This window comes from Nocardioides caeni (assembly GCF_004912195.1).
Lineage (GTDB): Bacteria > Actinomycetota > Actinomycetes > Propionibacteriales > Nocardioidaceae > Nocardioides > Nocardioides caeni.
Map to the genome: position 1 here is coordinate 22,063 of NZ_STGW01000003.1, position 26,120 is coordinate 48,182.

General features: G+C 71.2%; 14 protein-coding genes. 2 read left to right on the forward strand and 12 right to left on the reverse strand.

Going from position 1 to position 26,120, the window contains the following annotated elements:
• Nucleotides 1-22 precede the first annotated feature (22 nt).
• A complete protein-coding gene (locus E9934_RS06070; RefSeq protein WP_136561995.1) occupies nucleotides 23-694 on the reverse strand; it encodes a class F sortase in 672 nt (223 codons plus the stop codon).
• Nucleotides 695-741: 47 nt separating this feature from the next.
• Between E9934_RS06070 and E9934_RS06075 the strand changes: the two genes are divergently transcribed.
• Together E9934_RS06075 and E9934_RS06080 are read left to right on the forward strand one after the other, a co-directional pair.
• Entirely contained in the window at nucleotides 742-5,376 is a 4,635-nt protein-coding gene (locus E9934_RS06075; protein WP_193556873.1) for an ATP-dependent helicase, read from the forward strand.
• Nucleotides 5,369-6,175 carry a DNA-formamidopyrimidine glycosylase family protein gene (locus tag E9934_RS06080; protein WP_136561997.1) on the forward strand — a complete coding sequence of 269 codons (807 nt, stop codon included), beginning with the start codon at nucleotides 5,369-5,371 and terminating at the stop codon, nucleotides 6,173-6,175. Before E9934_RS06075 ends, E9934_RS06080 begins: the two co-directional genes overlap by 8 nt.
• Nucleotides 6,176-6,192: 17 nt before the next feature.
• Here E9934_RS06080 and E9934_RS06085 read toward each other — a convergent pair whose 3' ends face one another.
• From E9934_RS06085 to E9934_RS06135, 11 genes are all read right to left on the reverse strand, one after another.
• Entirely contained in the window at nucleotides 6,193-6,501 is a 309-nt protein-coding gene (locus E9934_RS06085) for a helix-turn-helix domain-containing protein (protein WP_136561998.1), read from the reverse strand.
• 234 nt (nucleotides 6,502-6,735) lie between these two features.
• The gene (locus tag E9934_RS06090; RefSeq protein WP_136561999.1) at nucleotides 6,736-14,226 is read right to left on the reverse strand and encodes an ExeM/NucH family extracellular endonuclease; all 7,491 of its coding nucleotides are present in this window, start codon (nucleotides 14,224-14,226) and stop codon (nucleotides 6,736-6,738) included.
• 196 nt (nucleotides 14,227-14,422) lie between these two features.
• Nucleotides 14,423-15,067 (reverse strand): CDP-diacylglycerol--glycerol-3-phosphate 3-phosphatidyltransferase, encoded by a 645-nt coding sequence (gene pgsA, locus E9934_RS06095; protein ID WP_136562000.1) that lies wholly within the window; start codon nucleotides 15,065-15,067, stop codon nucleotides 14,423-14,425.
• Entirely contained in the window at nucleotides 15,067-16,479 is a 1,413-nt protein-coding gene (gene rimO, locus E9934_RS06100; protein ID WP_136562001.1) for a 30S ribosomal protein S12 methylthiotransferase RimO, read from the reverse strand. The genes pgsA and rimO overlap by 1 nt, the downstream gene beginning before the upstream one ends.
• Before the next feature lie 115 nt (nucleotides 16,480-16,594).
• Nucleotides 16,595-18,364 (reverse strand): helix-turn-helix domain-containing protein, encoded by a 1,770-nt coding sequence (locus E9934_RS20020; RefSeq protein WP_202977213.1) that lies wholly within the window; start codon nucleotides 18,362-18,364, stop codon nucleotides 16,595-16,597.
• 5 nt (nucleotides 18,365-18,369) lie between these two features.
• Nucleotides 18,370-21,012, reverse strand: a complete 2,643-nt coding sequence (locus E9934_RS06110) for a DNA translocase FtsK (protein ID WP_136562002.1) — start codon at nucleotides 21,010-21,012, stop codon at nucleotides 18,370-18,372.
• A 167-nt stretch (nucleotides 21,013-21,179) separates the two neighbouring features.
• Entirely contained in the window at nucleotides 21,180-22,865 is a 1,686-nt protein-coding gene (locus E9934_RS06115; protein WP_136562003.1) for a ribonuclease J, read from the reverse strand.
• Nucleotides 22,865-23,752 carry a 4-hydroxy-tetrahydrodipicolinate synthase gene (gene dapA, locus E9934_RS06120; protein ID WP_193556874.1) on the reverse strand — a complete coding sequence of 296 codons (888 nt, stop codon included), beginning with the start codon at nucleotides 23,750-23,752 and terminating at the stop codon, nucleotides 22,865-22,867. The genes E9934_RS06115 and dapA overlap by 1 nt, the downstream gene beginning before the upstream one ends.
• Before the next feature lie 60 nt (nucleotides 23,753-23,812).
• Complete coding sequence (locus tag E9934_RS06125; protein ID WP_136562005.1) at nucleotides 23,813-24,760, reverse strand: LLM class F420-dependent oxidoreductase; 948 nt, start codon at nucleotides 24,758-24,760, stop codon at nucleotides 23,813-23,815.
• A 13-nt stretch (nucleotides 24,761-24,773) separates the two neighbouring features.
• Nucleotides 24,774-25,301, reverse strand: coding sequence for a dihydrofolate reductase (locus tag E9934_RS06130; protein ID WP_136562006.1), 528 nt, complete (start codon nucleotides 25,299-25,301; stop codon nucleotides 24,774-24,776).
• Entirely contained in the window at nucleotides 25,298-26,101 is an 804-nt protein-coding gene (locus E9934_RS06135; RefSeq protein ID WP_136562007.1) for a thymidylate synthase, read from the reverse strand. The genes E9934_RS06130 and E9934_RS06135 overlap by 4 nt, the downstream gene beginning before the upstream one ends.
• Nucleotides 26,102-26,120: the final 19 nt, after the last annotated feature.

Sequence of the window (26,120 nt, forward strand, 5' to 3'; positions counted from 1 at the left end):
CCCTCCTCTCACCCCTTCGACGTCACGAGGTGGCCCGAGGGTTGGCTCCCGGACCGATCGGATCCGCGAACCACAGGGTGCGGTGCGACCAGTCCCCCGGCCCGCGCCGCTCCCCCGAGCACACGACGATCACCACCTGCGGTGCGCCGTCCTTGGCGGACCAGCCGTCGGGCGGGTTGCTCGCGACCACCTCGACCCGCTCGGTGACCCGATAGCAGGCAGTCGCGCCCCGCTCGCCCCGCAGCACGAGACGGTCCCCGACATCGAGCCCTGCGAGGAGACGGTTGCCCATGGCGCTGCCGTCGGGCCACGTGTGGGTGTTGAGCAGGACGTGCCCCGTCTCGGAGCCCGGCTCGACGCCGCCGAGGTCCCAGGCGAAGACGTCCTTGTCGGCGGCCGGCGGGACTCCCACCACGCCGTTGCCGTCGCGAGGAATGCCCGACACCTCGGCCGTCCGGACGACGCCCTGGACCGTCATGGCCGTCGGAACGAACCCGCGACGGGCCTGGCGGGCGCACGGATCGACCGGCTTCGGCGCCGGCTCCGGTCGAGGCGTCGGCGTGGTCACGACTGGCGGGGAGGTCGCGGGCGGCGCCTCGTCCTCACAGGAGCTGAGCCACCACAGCAGCACGGCGAGCAGGACGAGCGCGAGGCCAGCCGCGAGGGCGACGCTGCGCCGTCCGTACCGATCCACCCAGCCATTGTGGACCCGCTGTCGGCGGCGTGGGTAAGGATGACCACGTGGACACCGGCGGCCGTGGAGCGCCGAGCGACCCAGCCGGGGCGCTCGGCGGCTTCAGCGCGCCCACCCGCGCCTGGTTCGAGGCCGCGTTCGCTGCGCCGACGGCCGCGCAGACGGGTGCCTGGGAGGCCATCGGGCAGGGACGCCACACCCTCGTGGTCGCGCCCACCGGATCCGGCAAGACCCTCAGCGCGTTCCTCGCCGGCATCGACCGTCTTCTGACCACCCCGGCGCCCGAGGACCGCAAGGCGCGCACGCGGGTCCTCTACGTCTCCCCGCTCAAGGCGCTGGCCGTCGACGTCGAGCGCAACCTGCGGGCACCGCTCGTGGGGATCCGGCAGACGGCGGAGCGCCTCGGCGCCGAGCAGATGCCGGAGGTCACCGTCGGCATCCGCTCGGGCGACACCAGCCCCGCCGAGCGCCGCCGCCTGGTCAGCCGTCCACCGGACGTGCTGATCACGACACCCGAGTCGCTGTTCCTGATCCTGACGAGCCAGGCGCGCGAGACGCTGCGCAACGTCGAGACCGTGATCCTCGACGAGGTCCACGCCGTGGCGGGCACCAAGCGTGGCGCCCACCTCGCGCTGACCCTCGAGCGGCTGGACCAGCTCCTCGCCCGGCCGGCACAGCGCGTCGGACTGTCGGCGACCGTGCGCCCGACCGAGGAGGTCGCACGCTTCCTCGGCGGAGCCGAGCCGGTCGCGATCGTGGCGCCGCCCGCCCACAAGCAGTGGGACCTGCGGGTCGAGGTGCCCGTGGAGGACATGACCGAGCTCGGACAGCCCAACAATGCTGGCGAGGATGACGACCCGACCGCACCGCCGGCGCGGGCGAGCATCTGGCCTCACGTCGAGCAGCGGGTGGCCGAGCTGATCGGCGAGCACCAGTCGACGATCGTGTTCACCAACGGTCGCCGTACGGCGGAGCGGATGACGGCCCGGCTCAACGAGATCGCCGCGGAGGCGACCGTCGACGGCATCTCCCCGCCCGCGCAGGTCATGGCGCAGTCCGGGGCCGCGGCGGGTGCGCCGCCGCTGCTCGCCCGCGCCCACCACGGATCGGTCTCCAAGGAGCAGCGCGCCCTGGTCGAGGACGACCTCAAGGCCGGCCGGCTCCCCGCGGTGGTCGCGACCAGCAGTCTCGAGCTCGGCATCGACATGGGTGCGGTCGACCTCGTCCTGCAGATCGCCTCCCCGCCAAGCGTCGCCAGCGCGCTCCAGCGGGTCGGTCGCGCCGGGCACCAGGTCGGCGAGACCTCGCGCGGCGTGTTCTTCCCGCAGCACCGCGGGGATCTCGCGCCCGCAGCGGTTGCCGTGCAACGGATGCGCAGCGGAGGCATCGAGTCGCTCCGCGTGCCCGCCAACCCTCTCGACGTGCTCGCCCAGCAGGTCGTCGCCGCCGCTGCCGTGGAGGAGTGGGACGTCGAGGAGCTCTATGCCCTGTGCCGGCGCAGCGCGCCCTACGCCGGCCTTCCCCGCTCCGCCTTCGACGCGGTGCTCGACCTGCTGGCCGGGCGCTATCCGAGCGACGAGTTCGCGGAGCTGCGTCCCCGGATCACGTGGGACCGGGTCACCGGACGGATCTCCGGACGCCCCGGCGCGCAGCGACTCGCCGTCACCAGTGGCGGCACCATCCCCGACCGCGGCCTCTACGGCGTCTTCCTCGTCGGCGAGGGCGCCAACCGCCGCGTCGGCGAGCTCGACGAGGAGATGGTCTACGAGAGCCGGGTGGGCGACGTCTTCGCCCTCGGCGCCACCAGCTGGCGGATCGAGGACATCACCCACGACCGCGTGATCGTGACACCGGCGCCCGGCGTCCCCGGACGACTGCCGTTCTGGAAGGGCGACACCGCCGGCCGGCCCACTGAGCTGGGCGAGGCGATCGGCGCCTTCACCCGGGAGCTGGCCGGACTGAGCGACGTCGAGGCGGCGGAGCGTGCCGCCGGTGTCGGCCTCGACGCCAACGCGGCCAGCAACCTGATCGGCTACCTGCGCGAGCAGGTCGAGTCGACGCGCGTCCTGCCGAGTGACACCACGATCCTCGTCGAGCGCTTCCGCGACGAGCTCGGTGACTGGCGCCTGGCTGTCCACTCCCCCTACGGCATGGCCGTGCACGCGCCGTGGGCGCTGGCCATCAACGCCCGCCTGCGCGAGCGGCACGGCGTCGACGGACAGGCGATGGCCTCCGACGACGGCATCGTGATCCGCATCCCCGACACCGACGCCGAGCCGCCGGGCGGCGAGCTGATCGCCTTCTCCCCCGACGAGATCGACGACCTCGTCACCCGTGAGGTCGGCGGATCGGCGCTGTTCGCGGCGCGCTTCCGCGAGTGCGCGGCCCGAGCCCTGCTCCTGCCGCGGCGCGACCCCGGTCGACGCTCCCCCTTGTGGCAGCAACGCCAGCGGGCCTCCGCGCTGCTCGAGGTCGCCGCCCGCTATCCGTCGTTCCCGATCGTGCTGGAGACGGTCCGGGAGGTCCTCAACGACGTCTACGACCTGCCCGGCCTCACCACGCTGCTGCGGCGGGTGGAGGGACGTGAGGTCGCCGTCGTCGACGTCGAGACGACCCAGCCGTCGCCCTACGCCCGCACCCTGATGTTCGGCTACGTCGCCCAGTTCGTCTATGAGGGCGACTCGCCGCTGGCCGAGCGCAGGGCGGCCGCGCTCACCCTCGACCAGGGTCTGCTCGCCGAGCTCCTCGGCCGGGCCGAGCTCCGCGAGCTGCTCGACCCGGAGGTCCTTGCCGAGGTCGAGGCCGAGCTGCAGCGCACCGCCGCCGACCGCCGGGTGCGTGATGCCGAGGGCCTCGCCGACCTGCTGCGCCTCCTGGGGCCGCTCACCGACGACGAGATCCGGGAGCGGGCGCGGCCCGATGCGCCGGTCCCGGAGTGGCTCGAGCAGCTCGGCGCCGCGCGCCGGGCCGTGCCCGTGCGGATGCCGGCCGGGCCCAGCTGGGCGGCGGTCGAGGACGTCGCGCGCCTCCGGGACGGTCTCGGCGTCCCCGTCCCGCCCGGCACGCCGGCCGTGTTCACCGAGCCCGTCGACGACCCGCTGGCCGACCTGGTGGGTCGCCACGCCCGGACCCACGGCCCCTTCACGATCACGGAGGTCGCCGAGCGTCTCGGCCTGGGCGTGGCGGTCGTCCGCCACACCCTCCAGCGGCTGGAGGCCTCCGGCCGGGTCCTCTCCGGCGAGTTCCGACCGGTGGGCACCGGTGAGGAGTGGTGCGACGCGGAGGTGCTGCGACGTCTGCGCCGGCGCTCGCTCGCCCGACTGCGGCACGAGATCGAGCCGGTCGACCATGCGACGCTGGCCCGCTTCTCCACCGCCTGGCAACGCGTCTCGACCGGCTCGGCGTCCGGCGGCGGTCGTGGTCCGCGCGGTGTGGACGGGGTGCTCGGCGTGGTCGAGCAGCTCGCGGGCGCCGTCATCCCGGCCAGCGCCCTGGAGACACTGGTCCTCCCGTCTCGGGTGCGCGACTATGAGCCGGCCCTCCTCGATGAGCTCAGCGCGACCGGCGAGGTCGTCTGGGCGGGCCACGGCGCTCTGCCCGGCAGCGACGGCTGGGTGTCGCTGCACCTGGCCGACCGCGCCCATCTGACGCTGCCCTCGCCGAGCGACGTCGACGACCCCTTCGCTGATCGGATCCTCGCCGCGCTCGGTCACGGCGGTGCGTGGTTCTTCCGCCAGCTCTCCGACCAGGTCGCCCGGTCCTGCCGTGACGACGGCCTCGATCCGCCCGACGACGCCACCCTCTCGGCGAGCCTCTGGCAGCTGGCGTGGTCAGGCCACGTCGCCGGCGACACCCTCGCTCCCCTGCGGGCCCTGACCCGCTCGGGGCGTGGCGCCCACAAGTCCCGCCGCGCGCCGGCCCGTCCCGGCCGGGTGGCGCGCACCGGCCCGCCCGAGACCGCCGGCCGATGGGCGCTGCTGCCGGTCGTCGACGACGACCCCACCCGCCGTGCCCACGCCGTGGCCGAGCAGCTGCTCGAGCGGCACGGGGTCGTCACCCGGGGCGCGGTCGTCGCCGAGCGGGTGCCCGGCGGCTTCGCGGCCGTCTATCGCGTGCTCGCCGCCTTCGAGGAGTCCGGACGCTGTCGGCGCGGCTACTTCGTCGAGGGGCTCGGCGCCGCCCAGTTCGCGACGCCCGGTGCGGTCGACCGGCTACGGAGCCTGCGCGATGCCACCGAACCGGCGGCGGCGGCCGACCCCTGGGCCGTCGGCGGCCCGGCCAGCCCCCGCAAGCCCGTTGCCGTGGCACTGGCCGCCACCGATCCGGCCAACCCCTTCGGTGCGGCGCTCGCCTGGCCGGAGAGCCCGACCGTCGCCGATGCCACCTCGGCAGGTCACCGGCCGGGACGCAAGGCCGGCGCCATGGTGATCGTCGTCGACGGCGACCTCGTCCTCTACGTCGAGCGCGGCGGTCGCACCCTGCTGACCTGGGCCGACGATCCCGAGCGACTCGGCCCGGCGGCCGAGGCGCTGTCGGCGGCCGTCCGGGGCGGCACCCTCGGCCAGCTGACCGTCGAGCGCGCCGACGGCACCGCCCTGCTCGGCAGCGGTGGCCCGCTCCGCGACGCCCTGGCCGCGGCCGGGTTCGTCGCCACACCGCGGGGCCTGCGGATCCGTGCCTGAGGGCGACGCGGTCCGCCGTACCGCCGACCGGCTGGATCGTGCCCTGGCCGGGGAGCGGCTGACCGCGAGCGACCTGCGCGTCCCGCAGCTGGCCACGAGCAACCTCGCGGGCGCCGAGGTGCACCGCACCGCCACCCACGGCAAGCACCTGCTCACCCGTCTCACCACGGCCGCCGGCGAGGACCTGACCCTGCACACGCACCTCAAGATGGAGGGCAGCTGGCGGGTCATCGCCCCGGGAGGCCGGTGGCCGGCGCCCGCCCCGGACGTGCGGGTCGTGCTCCGCTCGGCACGCGTGGAGGCCGTCGGCGTGCTGCTCGGACTCGTCGAGCTGCTGCCGACCGCCCAGGAGTCATCGGTGATCGGTCACCTCGGGCCCGACCTGCTGGGCACGTGGACGGCGGAGCAGGCGGCGCAGGGGCTCGAGCGACTGCTGGTCGACCCGCGCCGAGTGCTCGGCGAGGCCCTCCTCGACCAGCGGGTGGTCGCCGGCATCGGCACCATCTGGCTGGCCGAGACCTGTTTCGTGCAGGGCGCACACCCCCTGTCTCCCGTGGCTGCGGTCCCCGACCCCGCCCGACTCCTCGCCAGGGCGAGGCTGATGCTGCAGGCCGCGATGACCTACGGCCGACCGGTCACGACGGGTGACCGGCGCAACCCCCTGTGGGTCTATGGCCGCCAGGGTCAGCCCTGTCGGCGGTGCCGGACGACGGTGCAAGCGGGGTCGGTGGGCCGGGCGCCGACGATGCGCACCACGTACTGGTGCCCGCGCTGCCAGCCGCGGGCGACAGACACCTGACGGTGCGGGAACACCTGTCAGGCTGCGGAGGCGACGACCTCGTCGGGCCGGCGCGCGATGATCGGCGTCGGGGCGGCCGCGACGAGTGCAGCCTCCTCGAGCGCCACCGCATCGGCGACGTCACGCAGGACATCGGACAGTGGCACCTCGAGTGCGTCGCACAGCGAGGCCAGCAGCTCCGAGGAGGCTTCCTTCTGACCGCGCTCGATCTCGGAGATGTAGCCGAGACTGACGCGGGCCGAGCCCGAGACCTCGCGGAGCGTGAGACCGAGCTCGGTGCGACGGCTGCGCAGGATGTCACCGAGCGAGCGACGGAAGAGCACCATCTCGTTCTCCTCTCCGAGGGCTGATCAAGGTCGACGTCCTGGGTCCAACGCTACCGGGTCGCCGAATCTTCCGACGCCCGACGGGCCGAACCCGACGTGCTGCCTCGATCATGGCACCACGCTCCGACATGGCGGCAGGGGTGCTCGCCTGATGACCTCATCGGCGGCACCGGTCCCGAGCTGAGCACCACGTCGATGCCGGGCCCGGGACCGGTCGTCCCCGCGTCGGTCCGCTCAGCGCCGCACCACCGTGAAGGAGGTGATCACCCTCCGCGCCGCCATCACCGCGTTGCCCAGGTAGGTCACGTAGACCCGCTTCAGCCCCGTGGTCGGCATCCGCCCGATGCGGATCGTCACCCTGCCGTCGACCAGCCGGCCGGTCACCGTCTTGCCGGCGACCTTGACCGTCACCTGGCCGGCGACCGTCAGGCCGTCGGGGTTCGTGACCCGGATGCCGACGGCGACACTCGACCGGTTGACGATCACGGGGCTGGGCGCCACCCGGGCACTGACCGTGACGGCGGCCTTGGCGACCACCGCGCTGGGCGCGGACGTGAGCGAGGCCTCGGCGTACCCGTCGGCGGAGGCGGTCACCTCGACGGTGATCCGCTTGCCGATCTGCGGCTTGCGGAGCTTCAGCGTCCGGCCGGTCTCACCCGCGATCTCCACACCGCCCGCGAACCAGCGGTAGGCATAGCCGGTCGGCTCGGGCGCCCAGGTGCCCTCGTCGGCCGTCACGGTCTTGCCCATGCGCGGCGTGCCGGTCACCTTCGGCGCGGCGTAGTTGACGATCACCGGCAGCGGCTCCACGACCTCGATCGGCACCAGCACCTCGGTGCCGGTCTCCGCTCCGGTCAGCGTCAGGACCGCTGGTCCCTCCGTCAGGTCCGCAGGAAGCGTGACGTCGACCGCAGCCGTGCCATAGGAGTCGTAGCGCTCCGTGCCGACCGTGTTGTCGACCGTGAAGGTGCCGAGCTGCTCATCCCCGAGCGTCACGACGATCTCGTCATCCGTGACGTCACCGGGAGCCGTCATCGCGAGCGAACCGACCGCGAAGGCCGCCTCGCCGCCCGGCTCGTAGCTCTCCGGCGCGTTCGCCGGGAACTCGACCTCGACCGCACGCTGGCTGTAGTCCACCGGCAGCGGCTCCGTGGCAGCGAAGGCCGCCATGTAGTCGACCATCGCCGCCAGGTCGATCTTGCCCGTGTCGGCCTTGCCGGTCCCGTTGGCGAACTCGCGGAAGTTGTCGCCTCCGGAGCCGAGGAACGAGTTGACCGTCACCGAGTACGTCGCCGCCGGGTCGATCGGCTCACCGTCGAGCCACATCCCGGTCACCTCGCCCTCGAAGGTCGCCGTGCCGCTGACAGTCGTCGGTGTCTCCGTGTAGGTGTAGGTGAAGCCCCGGGACACACCGAGTCGCAGGAACGGCCTCGTCGGCACCGTCCCGTTGGCCTGTCGCTGCCACTGCTGCTCGAGGACCGTCTCGATCTGAGCACCGGTGAGGTCCATGTTGACCAGCGTGTTGGCGAACGGCTGGACCACCGCGGCGCCCTTGTAGGTCAGCTCACGCGTGTCGCCGTCGAGCTGGCCGGCCATGTCCGAGCGCAGGCCGCCCGGGTTCATGAACGCGATCTGCGCGGAGCCCGACTCCGGCTTCTCCGTCGCCCAGCGCTGGACCTCGGCCACCTGGTTGCTCAGGGTCGACTCACCGCCACGGTTCGGGTCGGTGCTGCCGGTGACCCGGGCCCGGTTGAACGGCGCGGCGAGCTCGCCGATCTTGACCGCGCCCTGGACCTCTGCCACCGCCTTGGCGTCGTTGACGATGGTCTCGACCGCGGGGTCGCTGGGCGAGCTCGCGTTGAGGGCGACGATGCTCTGCGTCTTCGCAACCACCTCACCGGTCTCGGTGTCGACCGAGAACACCAGCTTGTTGAGGTTCTGGCCGTACTGACCGGCGGAGACCACCGGACGCTCCGTGACGGAGCGCTCCTCGTCGACCCAGTCCTGCACGGGCAAGGAGCAGTTGTAGGCCAGGTGCGTGTGTCCCGACACGATCGCGTCCACGTCGGAGGAGACGTTCTGGCTGATGTTGCCCCAGACCGTCCCCTCGCTGGTGAAGTTCGGCGAGGCGCAGTCGACCGACGGGGAGCCCTCGTGGACGAGCAGCACGACGACGTCGGCTCCCCCCGCCCGCAGGTCTGCCGCCGCTGCGTTGGTCGCGTCGACGATGTCGGTCACCGTGAGGCCCTCGATGCCATCGGGGCTCACCAGCGACGGCAGCTCCTCCGTGACGGCACCGACGAAGCCGACGGTGATGTCGCCGAACTCCTTGGTCCACGTCTCGGCGAGGTCGTCGCGCCCCTCGGGCTCCTCGACATTGGCGGCGAGGTACTCCCAGTCGGCGTGGTCCTGGACCCGACCGACGAGGTCCTCGTAGCCCTGGTCGAACTCGTGGTTGCCGGCGGCCGAGACCTCCAGGCCGGCCTCGTTGAGGACGTCGATGGTCGGCTCGTCGTCCTGGATGAACGACTCGAACGTCGACGCACCGATCAGGTCGCCCGCGGCGACGAACACCGTGTTGGGGTTCTCGGAACGCATCTGCTTGACCGTGCCGGACAGCACTGCCGCCGGGCACAGCACCGTGTCGCAGGTGGCGGTCGCCGGCGACTCGTCGACCAGGAGACGACCGTGGAAGTCATTCGTGCCGACGATCTGGACGTCCATGACGTCGTCGACCTCGATCAGCACCGGGATCGACGTGCCGGTCGCCGGGCCGTGGAGCGTGAGCTCCTGGACGCCGTCGGGCAGGTCGGGGACCGTGACCGACACCGACGCGGTGCCCGCGTTGTCATAGGGCGTCGTGCCGGCCGTGTTCGTGACCGGGAAGGTCCCGAGCACGGTGTCGCCGTTGCGGAGCTCGAGCTGGGTGTCCTGGACGTCACCGGCCGCGGTCATCGACCACGAGGCGACGTCGAAGGCCAGGGTGTCACCCTCGCCGTAGGTCGCCGGAGCCGCTTCGGGGAAGGTCAGCTCCACTGCACGCTGGGCGTAGTCGACGGGGAGCGGGTTCGCCTCGTCGTACTGGCCCATGTAGTCGACCATCGCCTGGAGGTCGACCTGGCCGGTGTCGACCTTGCCGGTGCCGTTGGCGAACTCCCAGAAGTTGTCCCCACCGCCACCGAGGAAGGAGTTGACGGTGACGGAGTACGTGGCCGCGGCGTCGACCGGCTCGCCGTTGAGCCACATCCCGGTGACCTCGCCGGCGAAGGTGTTGACCGGGGCGGAGTTCGGCGCCTCCACCTTGACCGGCGCCTCGACGTAGGTGTAGGTGAAGCCCTCGGACACGCCGAGCCGCAGGAACGGTCGCGACGGCACGCCGCCGGTGGCGGTGCGCTGCCACTGCTGCTCGAGCACGGTCTCCAACTGGGCGCCGGTGAGCTTCAGGTTGACCAGCGTGTTGGCGAACGGCTGCACGTCGGCCGCCTGGCGGTAGGTCAGGTCCTGCAGGGTCGGGTCGCCGCCGTTGGCCGAGCCGAGCATGTCGGCGCGCAGGCCGCCGGGGTTCATGAAGGCGATGTCCGTCGGGACGCCCGCCTCCTCCGTCGCCCAGCGCTGCACCTCGGCCACCTGGTTGGACAGCGTCGACTCACCGCCACGGTTCTCGGTGGCACCGGCGGAGGAGGTGTAGGACGCGCGCTTGAACGAGCCGTCCATCTGGCCGAGGACGTCGTTGCCCTTCTCCTCGGCGAAGTCGACGGCGTCGTCGACGATCGCCTGGACGGTCGGGTCGGCCTCGTAGCCGACGCCGGCCGTCGCGATGATGTCCTGGTCGATGACCGCGAGCTCGCCGGTGCCCTCGTCGAACTTGAAGACGAGGCGGTTGAGGTTGGAGCCGTACTGACCGGCGGAGACCACCGGACGCTGGGTGACGGCACGTCCCTCGTCCGCCCAGTCCGCGACCGGGTACTTGCAGTTGTAGGCGAGGTGGGTGTGTCCCGAGATGATCGCGTCGACGTCGGCCGAGGTGTTCTGGACGACATTGCCCCAGACCGTGGCCGGATCGGTGAAGCTGGCCGACGCACAGTCCGTGGTCGGCGAGCCCTCGTGGACCAGGAGGACGACGAGGTCGACCGGTCCGCCCGGGTTCTCGGCAGAGCGCAACGACGCGGCGGCGGCGTTGGTGGCGTCGACGATGTCGGTCACCGTGATGCCCTCGATGCCCGTCGGGTTGACCAGCGCGGGGAGGTCCTCGGTGACGGCGCCGACGAAGCCGATCCGCTCTCCGTCGATCTCCTTGACCCAGGTCTCAGCCAGCTGGTCCTCGGTGGGAATGCCCGCGTAGTCGAGGTTGCTGGCGATGTACTGCCAGTCGGCGAGGTCGCGGATGCGGCCCTCGAGGTCGGCGTACCCGCGGTCGAACTCGTGGTTGCCGGCCGCCGACACCTCCAGCCCCATGGCGTTGAGCGCCTCGATGGTCGGCTCGTCGTCCTGGACGAAGGACTCGAAGGTCGACGCGCCCACGAGGTCACCGGCAGCGACGAACACCGTGTTGGGGTTGTCGGTGCGCAGCTCCTCCACGGCCGTCGCGAAGGGAGCCGCACCGGCGGCATTGCCGCCGTCGGGCAGGAGACGACCGTGGAAGTCGTTGGTGCCGACGACCTGGATCTCCTTGTACGACGGCTCCGTCGCGTCCGGCAGGTCCAGGCCCACTACCTCCGGGTTGTGGTCGGACGTGCCGAACGGCAGCGTCGGCTCCCAGAAGTTCGTGACGTTGTAGTTGTAGCGGCTGTACTGGTAGGAGATGGCCTCGTTGGCGTTGATCTCCCAGATGTCCGCGCCGGTCACCAGGCCGACCGCCGCCTCGTTGCCGAGGACGTGGTCGAGGGACCCGCTGTAGCCGGAGAAGGAGTAGCTCTCCTCCGCCGGGTCGTCCGTGGACTCGACCAGCTCGAAGCCACCCTGCTCGAGGACCGTGATCGGGTCCTCCTCCGAGTAGGAGTTGAAGTCGCCGGCGAGGAAGACCGCGTCGATGCCTCGGTCCGCTGCGAAGTCGTCGGCGAACTCCAGCAGGCGCGTGGCCTGGCGGGTCCGGTCACCGTTGAACGCACCGAAGTAGGGCGAGTTGGTGTTGTCGCCGTCGGCCGGCGGCGCCGGGCTCTGGTTGTCGCCCTTGGACTTGAAGTGGTTGACGATCACGGCGAAGGCGTCCGAGTCCAGACCACCGGTCTTCTTGAACGCCTGGGCCAGCGGCTCGCGGGCGTTGGCGAACTCGTCGGTGCCGAAGAGGATGTCGGACTGGCCGACCGGCGACACAGCGGCGGGCTTGTAGATGAACGCCGAGCGGATGACGTCCTGCTCAGCCACGGCCGAGGCGGTCGTCGACTCACCGGGGCTCTTGACGTACTTCCACGTCCCGGGACCCTCGACGGCGTTGAGCAGCGCGACCAGGTTGGCGACGGCGTCGTCGCGGTTCGCCTCGCCCGGGAGCTTGATCGAGTTCTCGATCTCCTCCAGGCCGATCACGTCGGCATCCATCGCGACGATCGTGTTGGCGAGCTTGGTCTCCTGCCGCGTGAGGCTGGCACTGGTCGCCGCTCCGCGCGGGCCGCGGCCGTCGTTGGTGGTCGCCTCGTTGGCGGGGGTGCTCGGGTCGTCGAGCAGGCGCACACCACAGGAGTTGTTGCCGATGCGGTCGCTGGCGTCGGTGCCGTTGTCACCGCCCGGGCCGCGGTCGGTGTAGTAGGTGCAGAAGGTGTCGAGCGGCGGGTTCTGCAGCGGACCGGACGCGGCGTAGGCCTCACCGGTGGTGTTGAAGTAGTTGAGGACGTTGAAGGTCGCGATCTTGACGTCGCCGTCGGCGCCGAGCACGTCGATCGGTGTCAGGTTGTCGGCGCGGTCGGTGCCGAACGTCACCACGTCGGCGCCGTTGAGCACGACCTGGCCCTGCGGCTGGAACTTCCACGCGTTGTTGCGCCAGTCGAGGATCACCGGGGCGTGCAGGTCGGCCGGACCACCGACTCGCGGCGGGTTGGGGTTGGCCGTGCCGCCGGTCACCGTGAGGTACGGGACGGGGAGCGCCTTCGTGCTCTGGTTCGACAAGAAGTTCGTGGTCGCACCGTCGTCGAGCACCACGCCGCGCGCCAGGTTGTCGGCGTCGATGACGTCGAGGGCGGCCTGGTCGTCGTCATCGGCGAACTCGGTGGGCTGGCGCAGCGGCAGGTCGCCGGTCGCCAGGCCGATCTCGCCGTACTGGTTGGTGGAGTAGTTGTTGCTGACCGTGAAGTCGTCGCTCGGAGCGAGCAGCTCGCCCTCACGCAGCTCGCGCTCCTCCGCGGTGGTCGGATAGGCGATGGCCCGCGGGGTCACGACGCCGAGGGAGGTCTCGAGCTCGGTCACCGCACTCGCGCTGGACGGCACGATCTGGGTCAGGTCGAAGAACTCCGCGATCCGGCCCGTGACCCGCACGGAGTCGCCGACCTCGAGGCCGGCGGGCAGGTTGCCGTTGGTCGAGCCGCCGTAGACGAAGATGCCGTCGGACGCGTCGGTCGTGTCGGCGCCGGGCGTCTGGATGTAGAGCCCGTTGAAGCCACCGGTGTAGTAGGCCGCGGTGACCACGCCCTCGGTCGACTTCACGTCGTCGCCGGTGCCGTTGCCGCTCTCGGGCGCGAACGGCGACCGCGCGCCGGTGCCCTGGAGCTCGGCGATCGGCGTGATCGCGAGGGGCTCGGCGACGGTGATCGTGAACGTCGCCTCGGAGGTGGCATCGACGTCGTCGGTCGCGGTGACCGTGATCTCCACCGGCGCCGGGGTGACCGTGGTCGGCGTACCGGTCAGCAGGCCGGAGGCCGAGAGCTCGAGCCCGTCCGGCAGCGTCCCGCCGGTGACTGCCCACTCGTAGGGCGGCGTGCCGCCGGTCGCGGCCAGCTGCAGCGGCGTGATCGCCTGGTTCTGGGTGTAGGTCTTGTCGCCCGGGTCGGTCGCCGCGAGCGGGTCGGGCTCGACCTCTCCGTCGGTGGTGACAGACACGTCGTCGATGCCGACCCACTCGTCATTGCCGACGGCGTTCGTGGTCAGGACCCGAACGTAGACGTCGGCCGCGCCGGCGGCGTCACCCGGCAGCGTCACACTCACCGGGGTCACCTTCGTCGCGGTGCCCGGGTCGGTCGCGTCGGCGATGTAGCCGGCCGGCAGGTTGGTGAAGTCCCCGCTGTTCCCGACCCGATACTGCACAGCAATCGGCTGAACGGCGTCGTCCGCAGAACCGTCGAGATCACGTGCGTTGAAGGCGAGCGTCGCGCCCGGCTGACCAGTCAGGTCCAGGTGGAAGGCGAGGTTCGGTGCGTCGGCCGTGCCGCTCCCCTGCAACGCGATCGCCTGGTTGAACTCCGACTCGATGACGCCGCCCGAGGACAACGTGTTGAGCGCCGCCGCGTTGTTGGCGATGACATCAGTGACCCCGAGGGTCTCCGCCGTCAGCGTCCGCGGGTCGACTGCCGTCGGCGACGAACCGGTGTAGTCGCCGAGGTACCCCTCGACTCCCGTCACTCCCGACCAGTCGTCGTTCGTGGTGATCAACCCCGCGTTCGACCAGTTCTGGGAATAGGGGAAGTCCGCGATCTTGGTCGAGACACTGGCCTGGACCGGGACGGCACCCAGCGCCGTCAGGCCCGAGACCGCGAGGGCCACGCCGAGGGAACCGAACAGGAACTGCTTCGAAGAGCGCATCGATCTTCTTCCGAGCCGGGGGCGAGAAAAGCAAGAACCGCGGCGCGAGCCCGAGCGGCGTCACGGTGGGAAGGGTCCCGACCCTAAGCCCCGGACCCTGCTGTCTGACAAGGTCCTTGGGAAAACTCATGCAACGATTCGGTGAAGAAACGGTGCCGGCATCTCAACGGCGCCGCACAGACACCGGCGACCGCCCTCAGGTCGCGGAGGACTTGCGGATGACGTCGCGCTGGCGCCACACGTCGCGGAAGAACTCGTAGCCCGACCAGAGCGTGAGGGCGAACGCGGCGAGCAGGAGCGCGATCGCGACGTACCAGGTGATCTCGCCGGGCACGTCGAGCCACTCCACCTCGTCACCGACCTCGCGCAGCGGGAGGGTCAGGAAGCCGAGGGCGAGCGCCTGGGTCGCGGTCTTCCACTTGCCGCTGGCAGCGGCGGCGATGACCACGGCCTTCAGCACCGACAGGCGCAGCAGCGTGACCGCCCACTCCCGGACCAGGACGATCACGGTGATCGTCCACATCCACCAGGTGTCCATGATGATCGACAGGCCGATGAAGGCCATACCCGTGATCGCCTTGTCGGCGATGGGGTCGGCGATCTTGCCGAAGTCGGTGATCAGGTTGCGCGCACGAGCGATGTCGCCATCGATCTTGTCGGTGATCATCGCGACGAAGAAGATGCCCCAGGCGATGGTGCGCCACTCGATCGACTCACCGCCGTCGTGCAGCAGGGCCCAGCCATAGACGGGCACCAGCACGATCCGCAGGACCGTGAGCGCGTTGGGGAGGTTCCAGTTGCTGGGCTTCGTCGGCGCCGGGGCGCCCGAGGTCTGGCTCATCATTCGCCTCCTGCCGGTTCGGCGATCAGGTCGACGCCGTCGGTGTCGATGACCACCGCGCGGATCATGTCACCGATCCGGGCTCCGGGGACGCCGACCACGCGGGTCGTCCCGTCCACCTCGGGGCCCTGCTGGGCCGCACGACCCTCCACGGTGCCGTCACCGGTCTCGTCGGGGTCGATCTCCTCGACCAGGACCTCGACGACCGAGCCGACCCGTTCGGCCGCCCGCTCGCTCGTGAGCTCTCCGACCAGGTCGGTCAGGTGCTGCACGCGGGCGAAGATCTCGTCCTCGTCCAGCTTGCCGTCGAAGGTCTCGGCCTCCGTGCCGTCCTCGTCGGAGTAGCCGAACACGCCCGTGACGTCGAGCCGCGCCGCGACGAGGAAGTCGCACAGCGTCTGGAACTCCGCCTCGGTCTCCCCGGGGAAGCCGACGATGACGTTGGAGCGGAAGCCGGCCTCCGGAGCGAGCGCCCGGGCCTGGTCGAGCAGGCCGAGGAAGCTGTCCGGGTCACCGAAGCGGCGCATCCGGCGCAGCACCGTCGCGCTGGCGTGCTGGAAGGACAGGTCGAAGTAGGGCGCGACGCCGGGCGTCGTGGCGATGGCACGGATCAGACCGGGCCGGGTCTCGGCCGGCTGCAGGTAGGACACCCGCACGCGCTCGATGCCCTCGACCGCGACCAGCTCCGGGAGCATCGTCTCGAGCAGGCCGAGGTCGCCGAGGTCCTTGCCGTAGGACGTGGAGTTCTCGGAGACCAGGAAGAGCTCCTTGACGCCCTCCCCGGCCAGCCACTGCGCCTCCAGGAGTACGTCGGACGGGCGCCGGCTGACGAAGGAGCCGCGGAACATCGGGATCGCGCAGAAGGTGCACCGTCGGTCGCAGCCGCTCGCGAGCTTGAGCGGTGCCATCGGCCCGCTGTCGAGCCGGCGGCGGAAGTCGGTGGTGGCCGAAGCGTCCGCGACGGCCTGCCGCTCGGACGGCGTGATCGGCAGCAGCTTGCGCCGGTCCTGCGGCGTGTGCGGATGCGGCTTCTCGCCGGCGAGGATTGAGCGGAGTCGGCCCGAGATGTCCTGGTAATCGTCGAAGCCGAGGACCGCGTCCGCTTCGGGCAGCGAGGTCGCCAGCTCGGCGCCGTAGCGTTCGGCGAGGCAGCCCACGGCGACGACCGCCTGGGGACGGCCCGTCTCCTTGAGGTCCGCGGCGGCGAGCAGGGTGTCGATCGAGTCCTTCTTGGCCGCGTCGACGAAGCCGCAGGTGTTGACCACCACGGTGTCGGCGTCCTCGGGGTCCTCGACCAGCGCGAACCCGTCGGCGGCCAGTCGGCCGGCCAGCTCCTCGGAGTCGACGTCGTTGCGCGCGCACCCGAGGGTGAGCAGCGCGACCGAGACAGGAGTCGTGGGTGTGCTGGTCATGGCCGGTCGAGCCTACTCGGACCGGCCGTCTGACCGGGATTCGTCAGTGCTATCCCTCGTGCTGCCCCACGTGCTGCCCCACGTGCTGCCCCACGTGCTGCCCCACGTGCTGCCCTCAGGGGGCGACCAGGGTCTTGGAGACCTCGGCCCCGGTGTCGCCCAGCGCCTGGGCGTCGTCCTTGCCGAGCGCGTAGGTCACCGAACCGTCGGAGGTCCAGATCCGCACGGGGGCGACCACCTGGAGCACGGAGGTCTGGCCGAAGGCGAGATTGCCGTCGAAGACGACGTCGCCGGCGCCGTCGCGCACCACCAGCTGTGCGCCGCCGCCCGCCGCGGTGAGCGTGACCTTGACCGGGTCACCCTGCACGTTCGCGGACTGCGAGACGCCGTTGCGGTTGATGATCGCCGGGGTGTCGCCGACCGTCGCAGGTCCGTCGAGCACCAGACGCGCGACCGACCACAGGAGGATGCCGGCCATCACGAAGGCGATCAACACCGACCAATTGCGGCCACCGCGCGTGCTGCGGATCGGGCCACCCGTGCCCGTCGCGAGCTCGGAGGCGAAGACCCGGCGCGGGTCGACGGGCGCGTGGGCATAGCGCTCGTCGTAGGAGGCGACGAGGGGGCCTGCGTCGATGCCGAGCACGCGGGCGAGGGTCCGCAGGTGACCGCGGGCATAGAAGTCGCCGCCACACGGCCCGAAGTCGTCGACCTCGATCGCCTCGATGACGTGGGGGCGGATGCGGGTCCGGTCGGCGAGCTGGTCGATGGTGAGCCGCAGCCGCTCGCGCGCGGCTGAGATCTCGGTCCCGACGACCGGGTCGAGGGCCGGCCGCACGGTGAGGTCGTCGAGCACCGTGGTGATGGCCGTGACGTCGGCGCCGGGCGTCGCGGCGACGGTCGGGCGCGGGGATCCCTCGAGCTCGACACGAGCGGCGAGCACGGTGGTCCGCCCCGGCTCGGGGGCGGGCTCGTCCGCCGCGACGGCGGCGATCTCGCCGGTCGACTCCGTGTCGGCCTCGTCCAGCAGGATCTCGTCGGTGGTCTCGACGTCCGCGGTCTCCCCCGCGTCCGGACCCTGTCGGGCCTCGCGGATCGCGGCCATCCGGTCGCGCAGGCGGTCGAGCTCGTCGGCGGCCATGCCGCGCAGACCCTCGCGGGCCACCGGCTCCGCGACGAGCGCCTCGGCGCCCCCGTCGGCCCGGTCGGGCTGGTCGGTGACCTGGTCCTCTCCCCGGGTCGGCGCGTCACCGTCGAGGCCGGCGGTGACGCGGGCGGCGATGCCGCCCTGACCGGCGAGGGTCGGCGCGTCCTCGTCGCGGTAGAGGTCGCTCAGCGTCGGCACGCTGGGGCGCGGTCGCTCCGGCTCCTCGTCGAGCCCCGGGACGACCTCGACCACGTCGGCGCGGCCGTCGGCGAGCGCGGCGAGGTCGTCGCTGAGCGAGGAGGTGTCCGTGCCGGCCAGCCGCGTGGCCAGGGTGAGCGGGACGACGAGCTGCTGTCCGTCGTACCCGTCGACGAGGAGGTGTCCGTCGTGCAGCAGGCCGCGACGGGGCAGGTGCTCGAGGCAGTCGATCTCCGGCCACGAGATGCCCTGCCAGCGCGATCCCTCGCGCAAGCGGACGCCGTGGTCGTCCGCGACCAGCAGCGGCGCGCGGCTGTCGACGAGTGCGGCGGCGTGGGCGACGGTGACGACCGCCAGCACGGCGAGCGCGAGCCAATCCAGTGCCGTGCCGCCGGTGAGGGCACGGGCGGCGAAGGCGATGGTCAGCAGGGCGGAGATGCCGCCGACGGCGGCGGACAGCGCCGCGTTGCGGCGGACCTCGACCTGCTGACCGGAGGCAGCGGGCGTTTCGTGCTGGGAGCGCTCGGTGGTCTTGGACATGTTGCTCACGCCTCCCCCTGGATGGTCATGATCACGGCGTCGATCTCGTCGGGCTTGACCAGGACGTCACGTGCCTTGGACCCCTCACTGGGTCCGACGACGCCCCGGCTCTCGAGGATGTCCATCAGCCGGCCGGCCTTGGCGAAGCCGACCCGGAGCTTGCGTTGCAGCATCGACGTCGAGCCGAACTGCGTGGAGACGACCAGCTCGATGGCCTGGACCACGAGGTCCATGTCGTCGCCGATGTCGTCGTCGAGCACCTTGTTGCTGGCCGCCGGCGCCGTCACGTCCTCGCGATAGCTCGGCTCGAGCTGGGTCTTGCAGTGCTTGACGACCTGGTGGATCTCCTGCTCGGTGACCCAGGCCCCCTGGACCCGGATCGGCTTCGACGCGCCCATCGGCAGGAAGAGTCCGTCTCCCTGGCCGACGAGCTTCTCGGCGCCCGGGGTGTCGAGGATGACGCGGCTGTCGGCGAGGCTGGAGGTCGCGAAGGCGAGCCGGGACGGCACGTTGGCCTTGATCAGACCGGTCACGACGTCCACCGACGGACGCTGGGTGGCCAGCACCAGGTGGATGCCGGCGGCACGGGCGAGCTGGGTGATCCGGACGATCGAGCTCTCGACGTCGCGGGGCGCGACCATCATCAGGTCGGCGAGCTCGTCGACGATGACCAGCAGGTAGGGGTACGGCGTCAGGACCCGCTCGCTGCCGGCGGGCACCTCGACCTTGCCCTCGCGCACCGCCTTGTTGAAGTCGTTGATGTGGCGGAAGCCGAAGTTCGCGAGGTCGTCATAGCGCATGTCCATCTCGCGACAGACCCACTCGAGCGCCTCGGCGGCCTTCTTGGGGTTGGTGATGATCGGCGTGATCAGGTGCGGCACGCCCTCGTAGGCGTTGAGCTCGACCCGCTTGGGGTCGACCATGATCATCCGGACCTCGTCGGGCGTGGAGCGCATCAGCACCGAGGTGATCATGGAGTTGATGAAGCTCGACTTGCCGGAGCCCGTGGCACCGGCGACGAGCAGGTGCGGCATCTTCGCGAGGTTGGCGACCACGAAGCCGCCTTCGACGTCCTTGCCGAGACCGGACACCAGCGGGTGGTGGTCGTTGCGGGCGACATTGGACCGGAGCACGTCGCCGAGGGAGACGATCTCCTTGTCGCTGTTGGGGATCTCCACGCCGACTGCCGACTTGCCGGGGATCGGGCTGAGGATCCGCACGTCCTCGGACCCGACGGCATAAGAGATGTTGCGCTGGACGCCCAGGATCTTCTCCACCTTGACCCCGGTGCCGAGCTCGATCTCATAGCGGGTGACCGTGGGACCGCGGGTGTAGCCGGTGACCTGGGCGTCGACGTTGAACTCGTCGAGCACGGTCTGCAGCCTCATCACGACCTCGTCGCTGGCCTTGGAGCGCGCCCGGTGCGGGTCGCCCGGCTTGAGCGCGGAGGCATCGGGGAGGGTGTAGACGATGTCGCCCGACAGGGCCAGCTGCTCCACGCGCTGCGGCAGGTCGGCATGGGGCGGCGGCTCGAGGTCGCCCGTCTCGTCGGCGTCGGCGCGCGCGGCCTTCGCGGCGGCGCGGGACTCCAGTGCGCTCATCCCGGCCTCGGACAGGCCCGGCATGACGGGCTCGTCGTCGACGAGAGGCAGGTCGATGGGCTCCTCGAGCTCCATCGACTCCTCGACGGCCGCGTCCTTCTTGCGACGCCGCTTCTTGGGTTCTGCGAGGACCGGCGAGTCGTAGGCGGGGTCGCCCATCCGCTCGAAGGTGTCGTCAAGGTTGAAGAGCTGCGTGTCGTCGCCCGCGTCGTCGTGGTGACGTCCGAGAAGCGTGTCAGCCAGATCGCGCAGCCGGTCGGGGACGCGGTAGAGCGGCGTGGCCGTGATGACGAGGACGCCGAAGAAGCCCAGCAGCGCGAGCAGGGCGACCACGACAGCAGGGGCGCGGAGCAGGTCCAGCAGCAGGGCCGAGACGACGTACCCGACGGCGCCGCCGCCCTCGCGCAGGGCCGAGGTGTCGCCCTGGACGGGCTCAGGGCTGCCATTGGCGATGTGCACGATCCCGAGCAGGCCGAAGGACAGCGCCGACCAGCCGATGACCTGGCGCCCGGCGGGACCGTTGCCGACCGGATCACGAATGATCCGCCACCCGGCGAGCAGCACCAGGAGCGGGACGAACCAGCCGATCTTGCCGACGGTGCCCGACACGACCGTGCGGGTGAAGTCCATGACGCCGCCGGGCACCTCGAACCACACGCCGGCAGCGATGATGAGGGCGACGGCCCACAGCAGCAGGCCGAGGCCGTCGCGGCGCTGCTCCTTCTCGATGTCGCGGGCACCGTGGCCCACGCCGCGGGCGACCGCGCCGATGCCATGGGCGAACGCGAGCCAGACCGCGACGATGCCGCGGCCCAGGCCAGTGAAGAGCCGCGCGACCGGTCCGGGACCGCTCCGCACGGCGCGCGGAGCCGGGCGACGTGCCGCGGTCTTCTTGGCCGCGGGTCGCTTCTTGCTCGTGTTGTTGGTCGTCGACTTGCTGGTCGTACTACGGGATCGCGAGCTGGAGGCCTTCTTCGCGCCACTCGAGCGTGAGGTCGACCCGGTCCTGCTGCGCGACGCCGTCGGGGAAGACGTACGGGTCGCCATGGTTCACAAACTACCCACAAGTCCCATCAGTCACAGGGACAACACGCGCGGTAATGCTGAGCGGCGTCCGGCGCGTGCGCTGGCAAGGCGGAGCCGCGCAGGCGACCTTGGAAGCGAAGCGGTCGTCAAGCGGCGACAACGCCGCCAGCGTGCGTGCCGGGCGTCGCTCAGGCTTCAACCACGACCGGGATGATCATGGGCCGGCGCTTGTGGGCGTTGCTGACCCAGCGCCCGATGGTGCGCCGAACCACCTGCTGCAGCTGGTAGGAGTCGGTGGTGCCCTCGGAGAGCGCTCGGTTGACGGCGTCGATGATGGGCTGCTTGATGGGCTCGAAGTCGGAGTCGGCCCAGGCGTGGCCGCGGGCGTGGATCTCGGGGCCCGCGGAGATCTTGCCGCTCACGGAGTCGACCACGAGGATCACCGAGACGAAGCCCTCCTCCCCCAGGATCCGGCGGTCCTTGAGCTCGGACTCCGTCACGTCGCCGACGGACTGCCCGTCGACGAAGACGTAGCCGCACTCGACCTTGCCCGTCACGGACGCGACACCGTCGACGAGGTCGACGACGACGCCGTCCTCGGCGTAGACGACGTTCTCGACACCGGTCTGCCGGGCCAGGTCGCCGTTGGCGAGCATGTGGCGGACCTCGCCGTGGACCGGCAGGACGTTGCGCGGCTTGACGATGTTGTAGCAGTAGAGGAGCTCGCCGGCGCTGGCGTGACCGCTGACGTGGACCAGGGCGTTGCCCTTGTGGACGACGCGGGCGCCGAGGCGCGAGAGGCCGTTGATGACCCGGTAGACGGCGTTCTCGTTGCCGGGGATCAGGCTGGAGGCGAGGACGACGGTGTCGCCCTCCTGCAGGTGCACGAAGTGGTGGTTGCGCTGCGCGATCCTCGCCAGCGCGGACAGCGGCTCACCCTGGGAGCCGGTGGAGATCAGCACCTGGCGCTCGGGGGCCAGGTTGGCAAGCTCCTTGGCCTCGACCATGACACCCGGGGGGACGTTGAGGTAGCCGAGGTCGCGGGCGATCGCCATGTTGCGGACCATCGAGCGGCCGACGTAGGCGACCTTGCGGTTGTGCTTCACCGCGGCGTCGAGGACCTGCTGGACCCGGTGGACGTGGGACGCGAAGCAGGCGACGATGATGCGCTGCTGCGACTCCGCGAACGCCTGCTCGAGGACAGGCGTGATCTTGCGCTCGGGCGTGGTGAAGCCGGGGACCTCGGCGTTGGTGGAGTCGGTGAGGAAGAGGTCGACGCCCTCCTCCCCCAGACGGGCGAACGCCCGCAGGTCGGTGATCCGGCCGTCCAGCGGCAGCTGGTCCATCTTGAAGTCGCCGGTGTGGAGCACCAGTCCCGCGCCGGTCCGGATCGCGACCGCGAGGGCGTCGGGGATGGAGTGGTTGACCGCGACGAACTCCAGCTCGAAGGGGCCGAAGGTGATCTTCTCCCCCTCCTTGACCGTGTAGAACGGCGTCTGCCGCAGCCGGTGCTCCCGCAGCTTGGAGTTGACCAGTGCCAGCGTCAGCTCCGAGCCGACGAGCGGGATGTCCTGCCGCTCACGGAGGAGGTACGGCGTCGCGCCGATGTGGTCCTCGTGCCCGTGGGTGAGCACGATCGCCTCGATCGCGTCGAGCCGGTCCCGGATCGGGCCGAAGTCGGGGAGGATCAGGTCGACACCCGGCTGGTGGTCGTCGGGGAAGAGGACGCCGCAGTCGACGACGAGCAGCCGGCCGTCGTACTCGAAGACGGTCATGTTGCGGCCGACCTCGCCGAGGCCGCCCAGCGGGATGACCCGCAGACCGCCCTTCGGCAGCGCCGGCGGTGCGGAGAGCTCGGGGTGCGGGTGCGACATCAGAGGAGACCCGCCGCGTCGAGACCGGCGCGCAGGGCCGCGACCTCGGCCCCATCGAGGGCCATCAACGGTGATCTGACCGACCTGTTGTCGAGCACACCGAGAAGCTCCAGAGCGGCCTTGGCGGTCGTCGCGCCGTAGTTGGACACGCCCATGATCGCCTCGAACGCCGGGATCAGCCGGGTGTGGATCGCGAGCGCGCCGGCGACGTCACCGGCGCGGAAGGTGTCGATCATCGAGCGCAGCTGGGAGCCGGCGGCGTGACCGACGACCGACACGAGGCCGACCGCGCCGTAGGCGAGGTAGCCGAGCGTGTTGACGTCGTCGCCGGAATAGACCGAGTAGCCGAGGTCGACGAGCTCCGCGGTGCGCGGGAGGTCGCCGGTCGCCTCCTTGACGGAGATCACGGTGTCCCACTGCTTCGCGGCGGAGTAGGTCTCGAGGGCGATGTTGGTGCCGGTGCGGCCCGGGACGTCGTAGAGCATGACCGGGACGGCGGTTGCCTCGACGACCTGGCGGAAGTGCTCGAGGACGCCTGCCTGGCTGGGCTTGTTGTAGTAGGGCGTGACGAGCAGGAGCCCGTCGGCGCCGACCTTCTCGGCCTGGCGGGCGAGCTCGACCGAGTGGCGGGTGTCGTTGGTGCCGACCCCTGCGACGACCTTGGCGCGGCCGCCGACGGCGTCCTTGACCGCGGCGAGGGTCTCGCCGTCCTCCGCACCGGTGGTGGTCGGCGACTCGCCGGTGGTGCCGGACACCACGAGGCCGTCGTTGCCGTTGTCCACCAGGTACTTGGCGACCTTCTGCACCGCATCCAGGTCGACGGAGCCGTCTTCGCGGAAGGGGGTCACCATCGCCGTGAGCATGGTGCCGAAGGGTGCAGAAGTCATGACCACCAGCCTATCGCTCATCCGTTGCGACGCGGTGGTTGAGGGGCGAGCCTCGAAGCCTCACACGTGAGGCATGACCTCGCTCGCCACGAGGCGCAGGTGGTCCAGATCGGTGAGGTCGAGGGTCTGCAGGTAGATCCGCTGCGCGCCGAGGTCGGCGTAGCGCCGGATCTTGTCGACGACCTCCTCGGGCGTGCCGGCCAGGCCATTGGCTCGCAACTCGTCGACCTCCCGGCCGATCGCTGCCGCCCGACGGGCGATCTCCGCCTCGTCGGACCCGACGCACAGCACTAGGGCGTTGGACCACGTCAGGTCGTCAGGGTCGCGGCCGATCGCCTCCGCGGCCCGCCGCACCCGGCCGAACTGGAGCGCGGTCGTCTCCTCGTCGACGAAGGGCAGGTTGAACTCGTCGGCGTACGACGCCGCGAGGGCCGGCGTCTTCCTCGCGCCGAGGCCGCCGATCAGCACCGGCGGGCCGCCGCGGTGTCCCGAGGTCTGCACCGGCTTCGGCACCGCCGGGCTGTCCGTGAGCTGGTAGTGCTCACCTTCGAAGGTGTAGCGCTCGCCGAGCGGGGTCGCCCACAGCCCGGTGATCAGCTCGAGCTGCTCGCCGTAGCGCTCGAAGCGCTCACGGGTGTCGGGGAACGGGATCCCGTAGGCCGCGTGCTCCTGGGTGAACCAGCCGGCGCCGATGCCGAGCTCGACCCGGCCCCCACTCATCTGGTCGACCTGCGCCACCTGGATCGCCAGCACCCCCGGATGACGGAAGGTCGCGCTGGTCATCATCGTGCCGAGCCGGATGGTGGTCGTGTCGCGCGCCAGGCCCGCCAGCGTCGTCCACGCGTCGGTCGATCCGGGCAGCCCGTCCCCGCTCATGTGCAGGTAGTGGTCGCTGCGGAAGAAGGCACCGAAGCCGAGCGTCTCGGCCTCGAGTGCGACGGCCAGCAGGTCGTCGTAGGTCGCACCCTGCTGGGGTTCGGTGAACACGCGGAGCTCGACGGATGCCATGGGGCACAGCCTGTCAGGTGCCCCCACACCCGAAGGAGCGCTCCCACCAGACGATGGTGAAGCCGGTGCGGGGCTCGCGGCGCACCTCGCGCCAGCGGGTGCGGCTGAACTCCGGGTAGTGGGTGTCGCCGTCGGGCGACATCGGGACCTCCGAGATGACCTGCTCGTCGGCGTAGGGCATCGCGGCGTCGTAGACGGCGGCGCCGCCGCCGATCATCACCTGCGCGTCGGCCAGCTCCGGTCGCCCGGCGATGAGCTGGTCGGCGAGCTCGAGCGCCTCGGGCAGCGAGTGGGCCACCTCGACGCCGTCGGCGCGCCAGTCGACGTTGCGCGTGACGACGACAGTGATCCGGCCGGGCAGGGGGCGGCCGATGCCCTCGTGGGTCGTGCGGCCCAGGACCAGGACGTGGCCGATCGTGGTGGCCTTGAAGTGGGCGAAGTCCTCGGGCAGGTGCCACGGGATGTTGGCGTCGGCGCCGATGACGCCGTTGTCGGCGACGGCGGCGACCATCGTGACCTTGCGGCCGGCGGGAGTCGTCATACGGCGATGGGCGCCTTGATCAGCGGGTGCGGGTCGTAGCCCTCGACGGCGATGTCCTCGAGCTCGAAGGCGTCGATCTCGGTGACGGCGGGGTTGAGGACCAACGTCGGCAGGGGGCGCGGCTCGCGGGTGAGCTGGAGCCGGGCCTGCTCGAGGTGGTTGGAGTAGAGGTGGGCGTCGCCCAGGGTGTGGACGAAGTCGCCGACGCCGAGACCGGTCACCTGGGCGACCATGTGGGTCAGCAGCGCGTAGGACGCGATGTTGAACGGCACGCCGAGGAAGACGTCGGCGGAGCGCTGGTAGAGCTGGCAGCTCAGTCGGCCTCCGTCACGAGGATCGACGTAGAACTGGAAGAGGCTGTGGCACGGCGGCAGCGCCATGTCGTCGACCTGGCTGGGGTTCCACGCGGAGACGATGTGGCGCCGGCTGTCAGGGTTGGCGCGGATCTGCGCGATGACCTGCGCGAGCTGGTCGATGTGCTGTCCGTCGGGGGTCGGCCACGAGCGCCACTGGGCGCCGTAGACCGGGCCGAGGTCGCCGTTGTCGTCGGCCCACTCGTCCCAGATCGAGATCCCGCGCTCCTGGAGCCAGCGCACGTTGGTGTCGCCGCGCAGGAACCACAGCAACTCGCCGAACACCGACCTCGTGTGCACCTTCTTGGTCGTGACGAGCGGGAAGCCGGCGGTCAGGTCGAAGCGCATCTGGTGCCCGAAGACGCTGAGCGTCCCGGTGCCGGTGCGGTCGCCCTTCTCGGTGCCTTCGTCGAGGATCCGCTGGAGGAGGTCGAGGTAGGCGCGCACGGCTTCAGCGTAGGCCGAG

Coding starts and splice junctions, on each gene's coding strand:
- dapA (WP_193556874.1), bottom strand. CDS start 23,752: ATGACTTCTGCACCCTTCGGCACCATGCTCACGGCGATGGTGACCCCC.
- rimO (WP_136562001.1), bottom strand. CDS start 16,479: ATGACCAGCACACCCACGACTCCTGTCTCGGTCGCGCTGCTCACCCTC.
- E9934_RS06125 (WP_136562005.1), bottom strand. CDS start 24,760: ATGGCATCCGTCGAGCTCCGCGTGTTCACCGAACCCCAGCAGGGTGCG.
- E9934_RS06130 (WP_136562006.1), bottom strand. CDS start 25,301: ATGACGACTCCCGCCGGCCGCAAGGTCACGATGGTCGCCGCCGTCGCC.
- pgsA (WP_136562000.1), bottom strand. CDS start 15,067: ATGAGCCAGACCTCGGGCGCCCCGGCGCCGACGAAGCCCAGCAACTGG.
- E9934_RS06090 (WP_136561999.1), bottom strand. CDS start 14,226: ATGCGCTCTTCGAAGCAGTTCCTGTTCGGTTCCCTCGGCGTGGCCCTC.
- E9934_RS06085 (WP_136561998.1), bottom strand. CDS start 6,501: ATGGTGCTCTTCCGTCGCTCGCTCGGTGACATCCTGCGCAGCCGTCGC.
- E9934_RS06110 (WP_136562002.1), bottom strand. CDS start 21,012: ATGGCGACCCGTACGTCTTCCCCGACGGCGTCGCGCAGCAGGACCGGG.
- E9934_RS20020 (WP_202977213.1), bottom strand. CDS start 18,364: ATGTCCAAGACCACCGAGCGCTCCCAGCACGAAACGCCCGCTGCCTCC.
- E9934_RS06115 (WP_136562003.1), bottom strand. CDS start 22,865: ATGTCGCACCCGCACCCCGAGCTCTCCGCACCGCCGGCGCTGCCGAAG.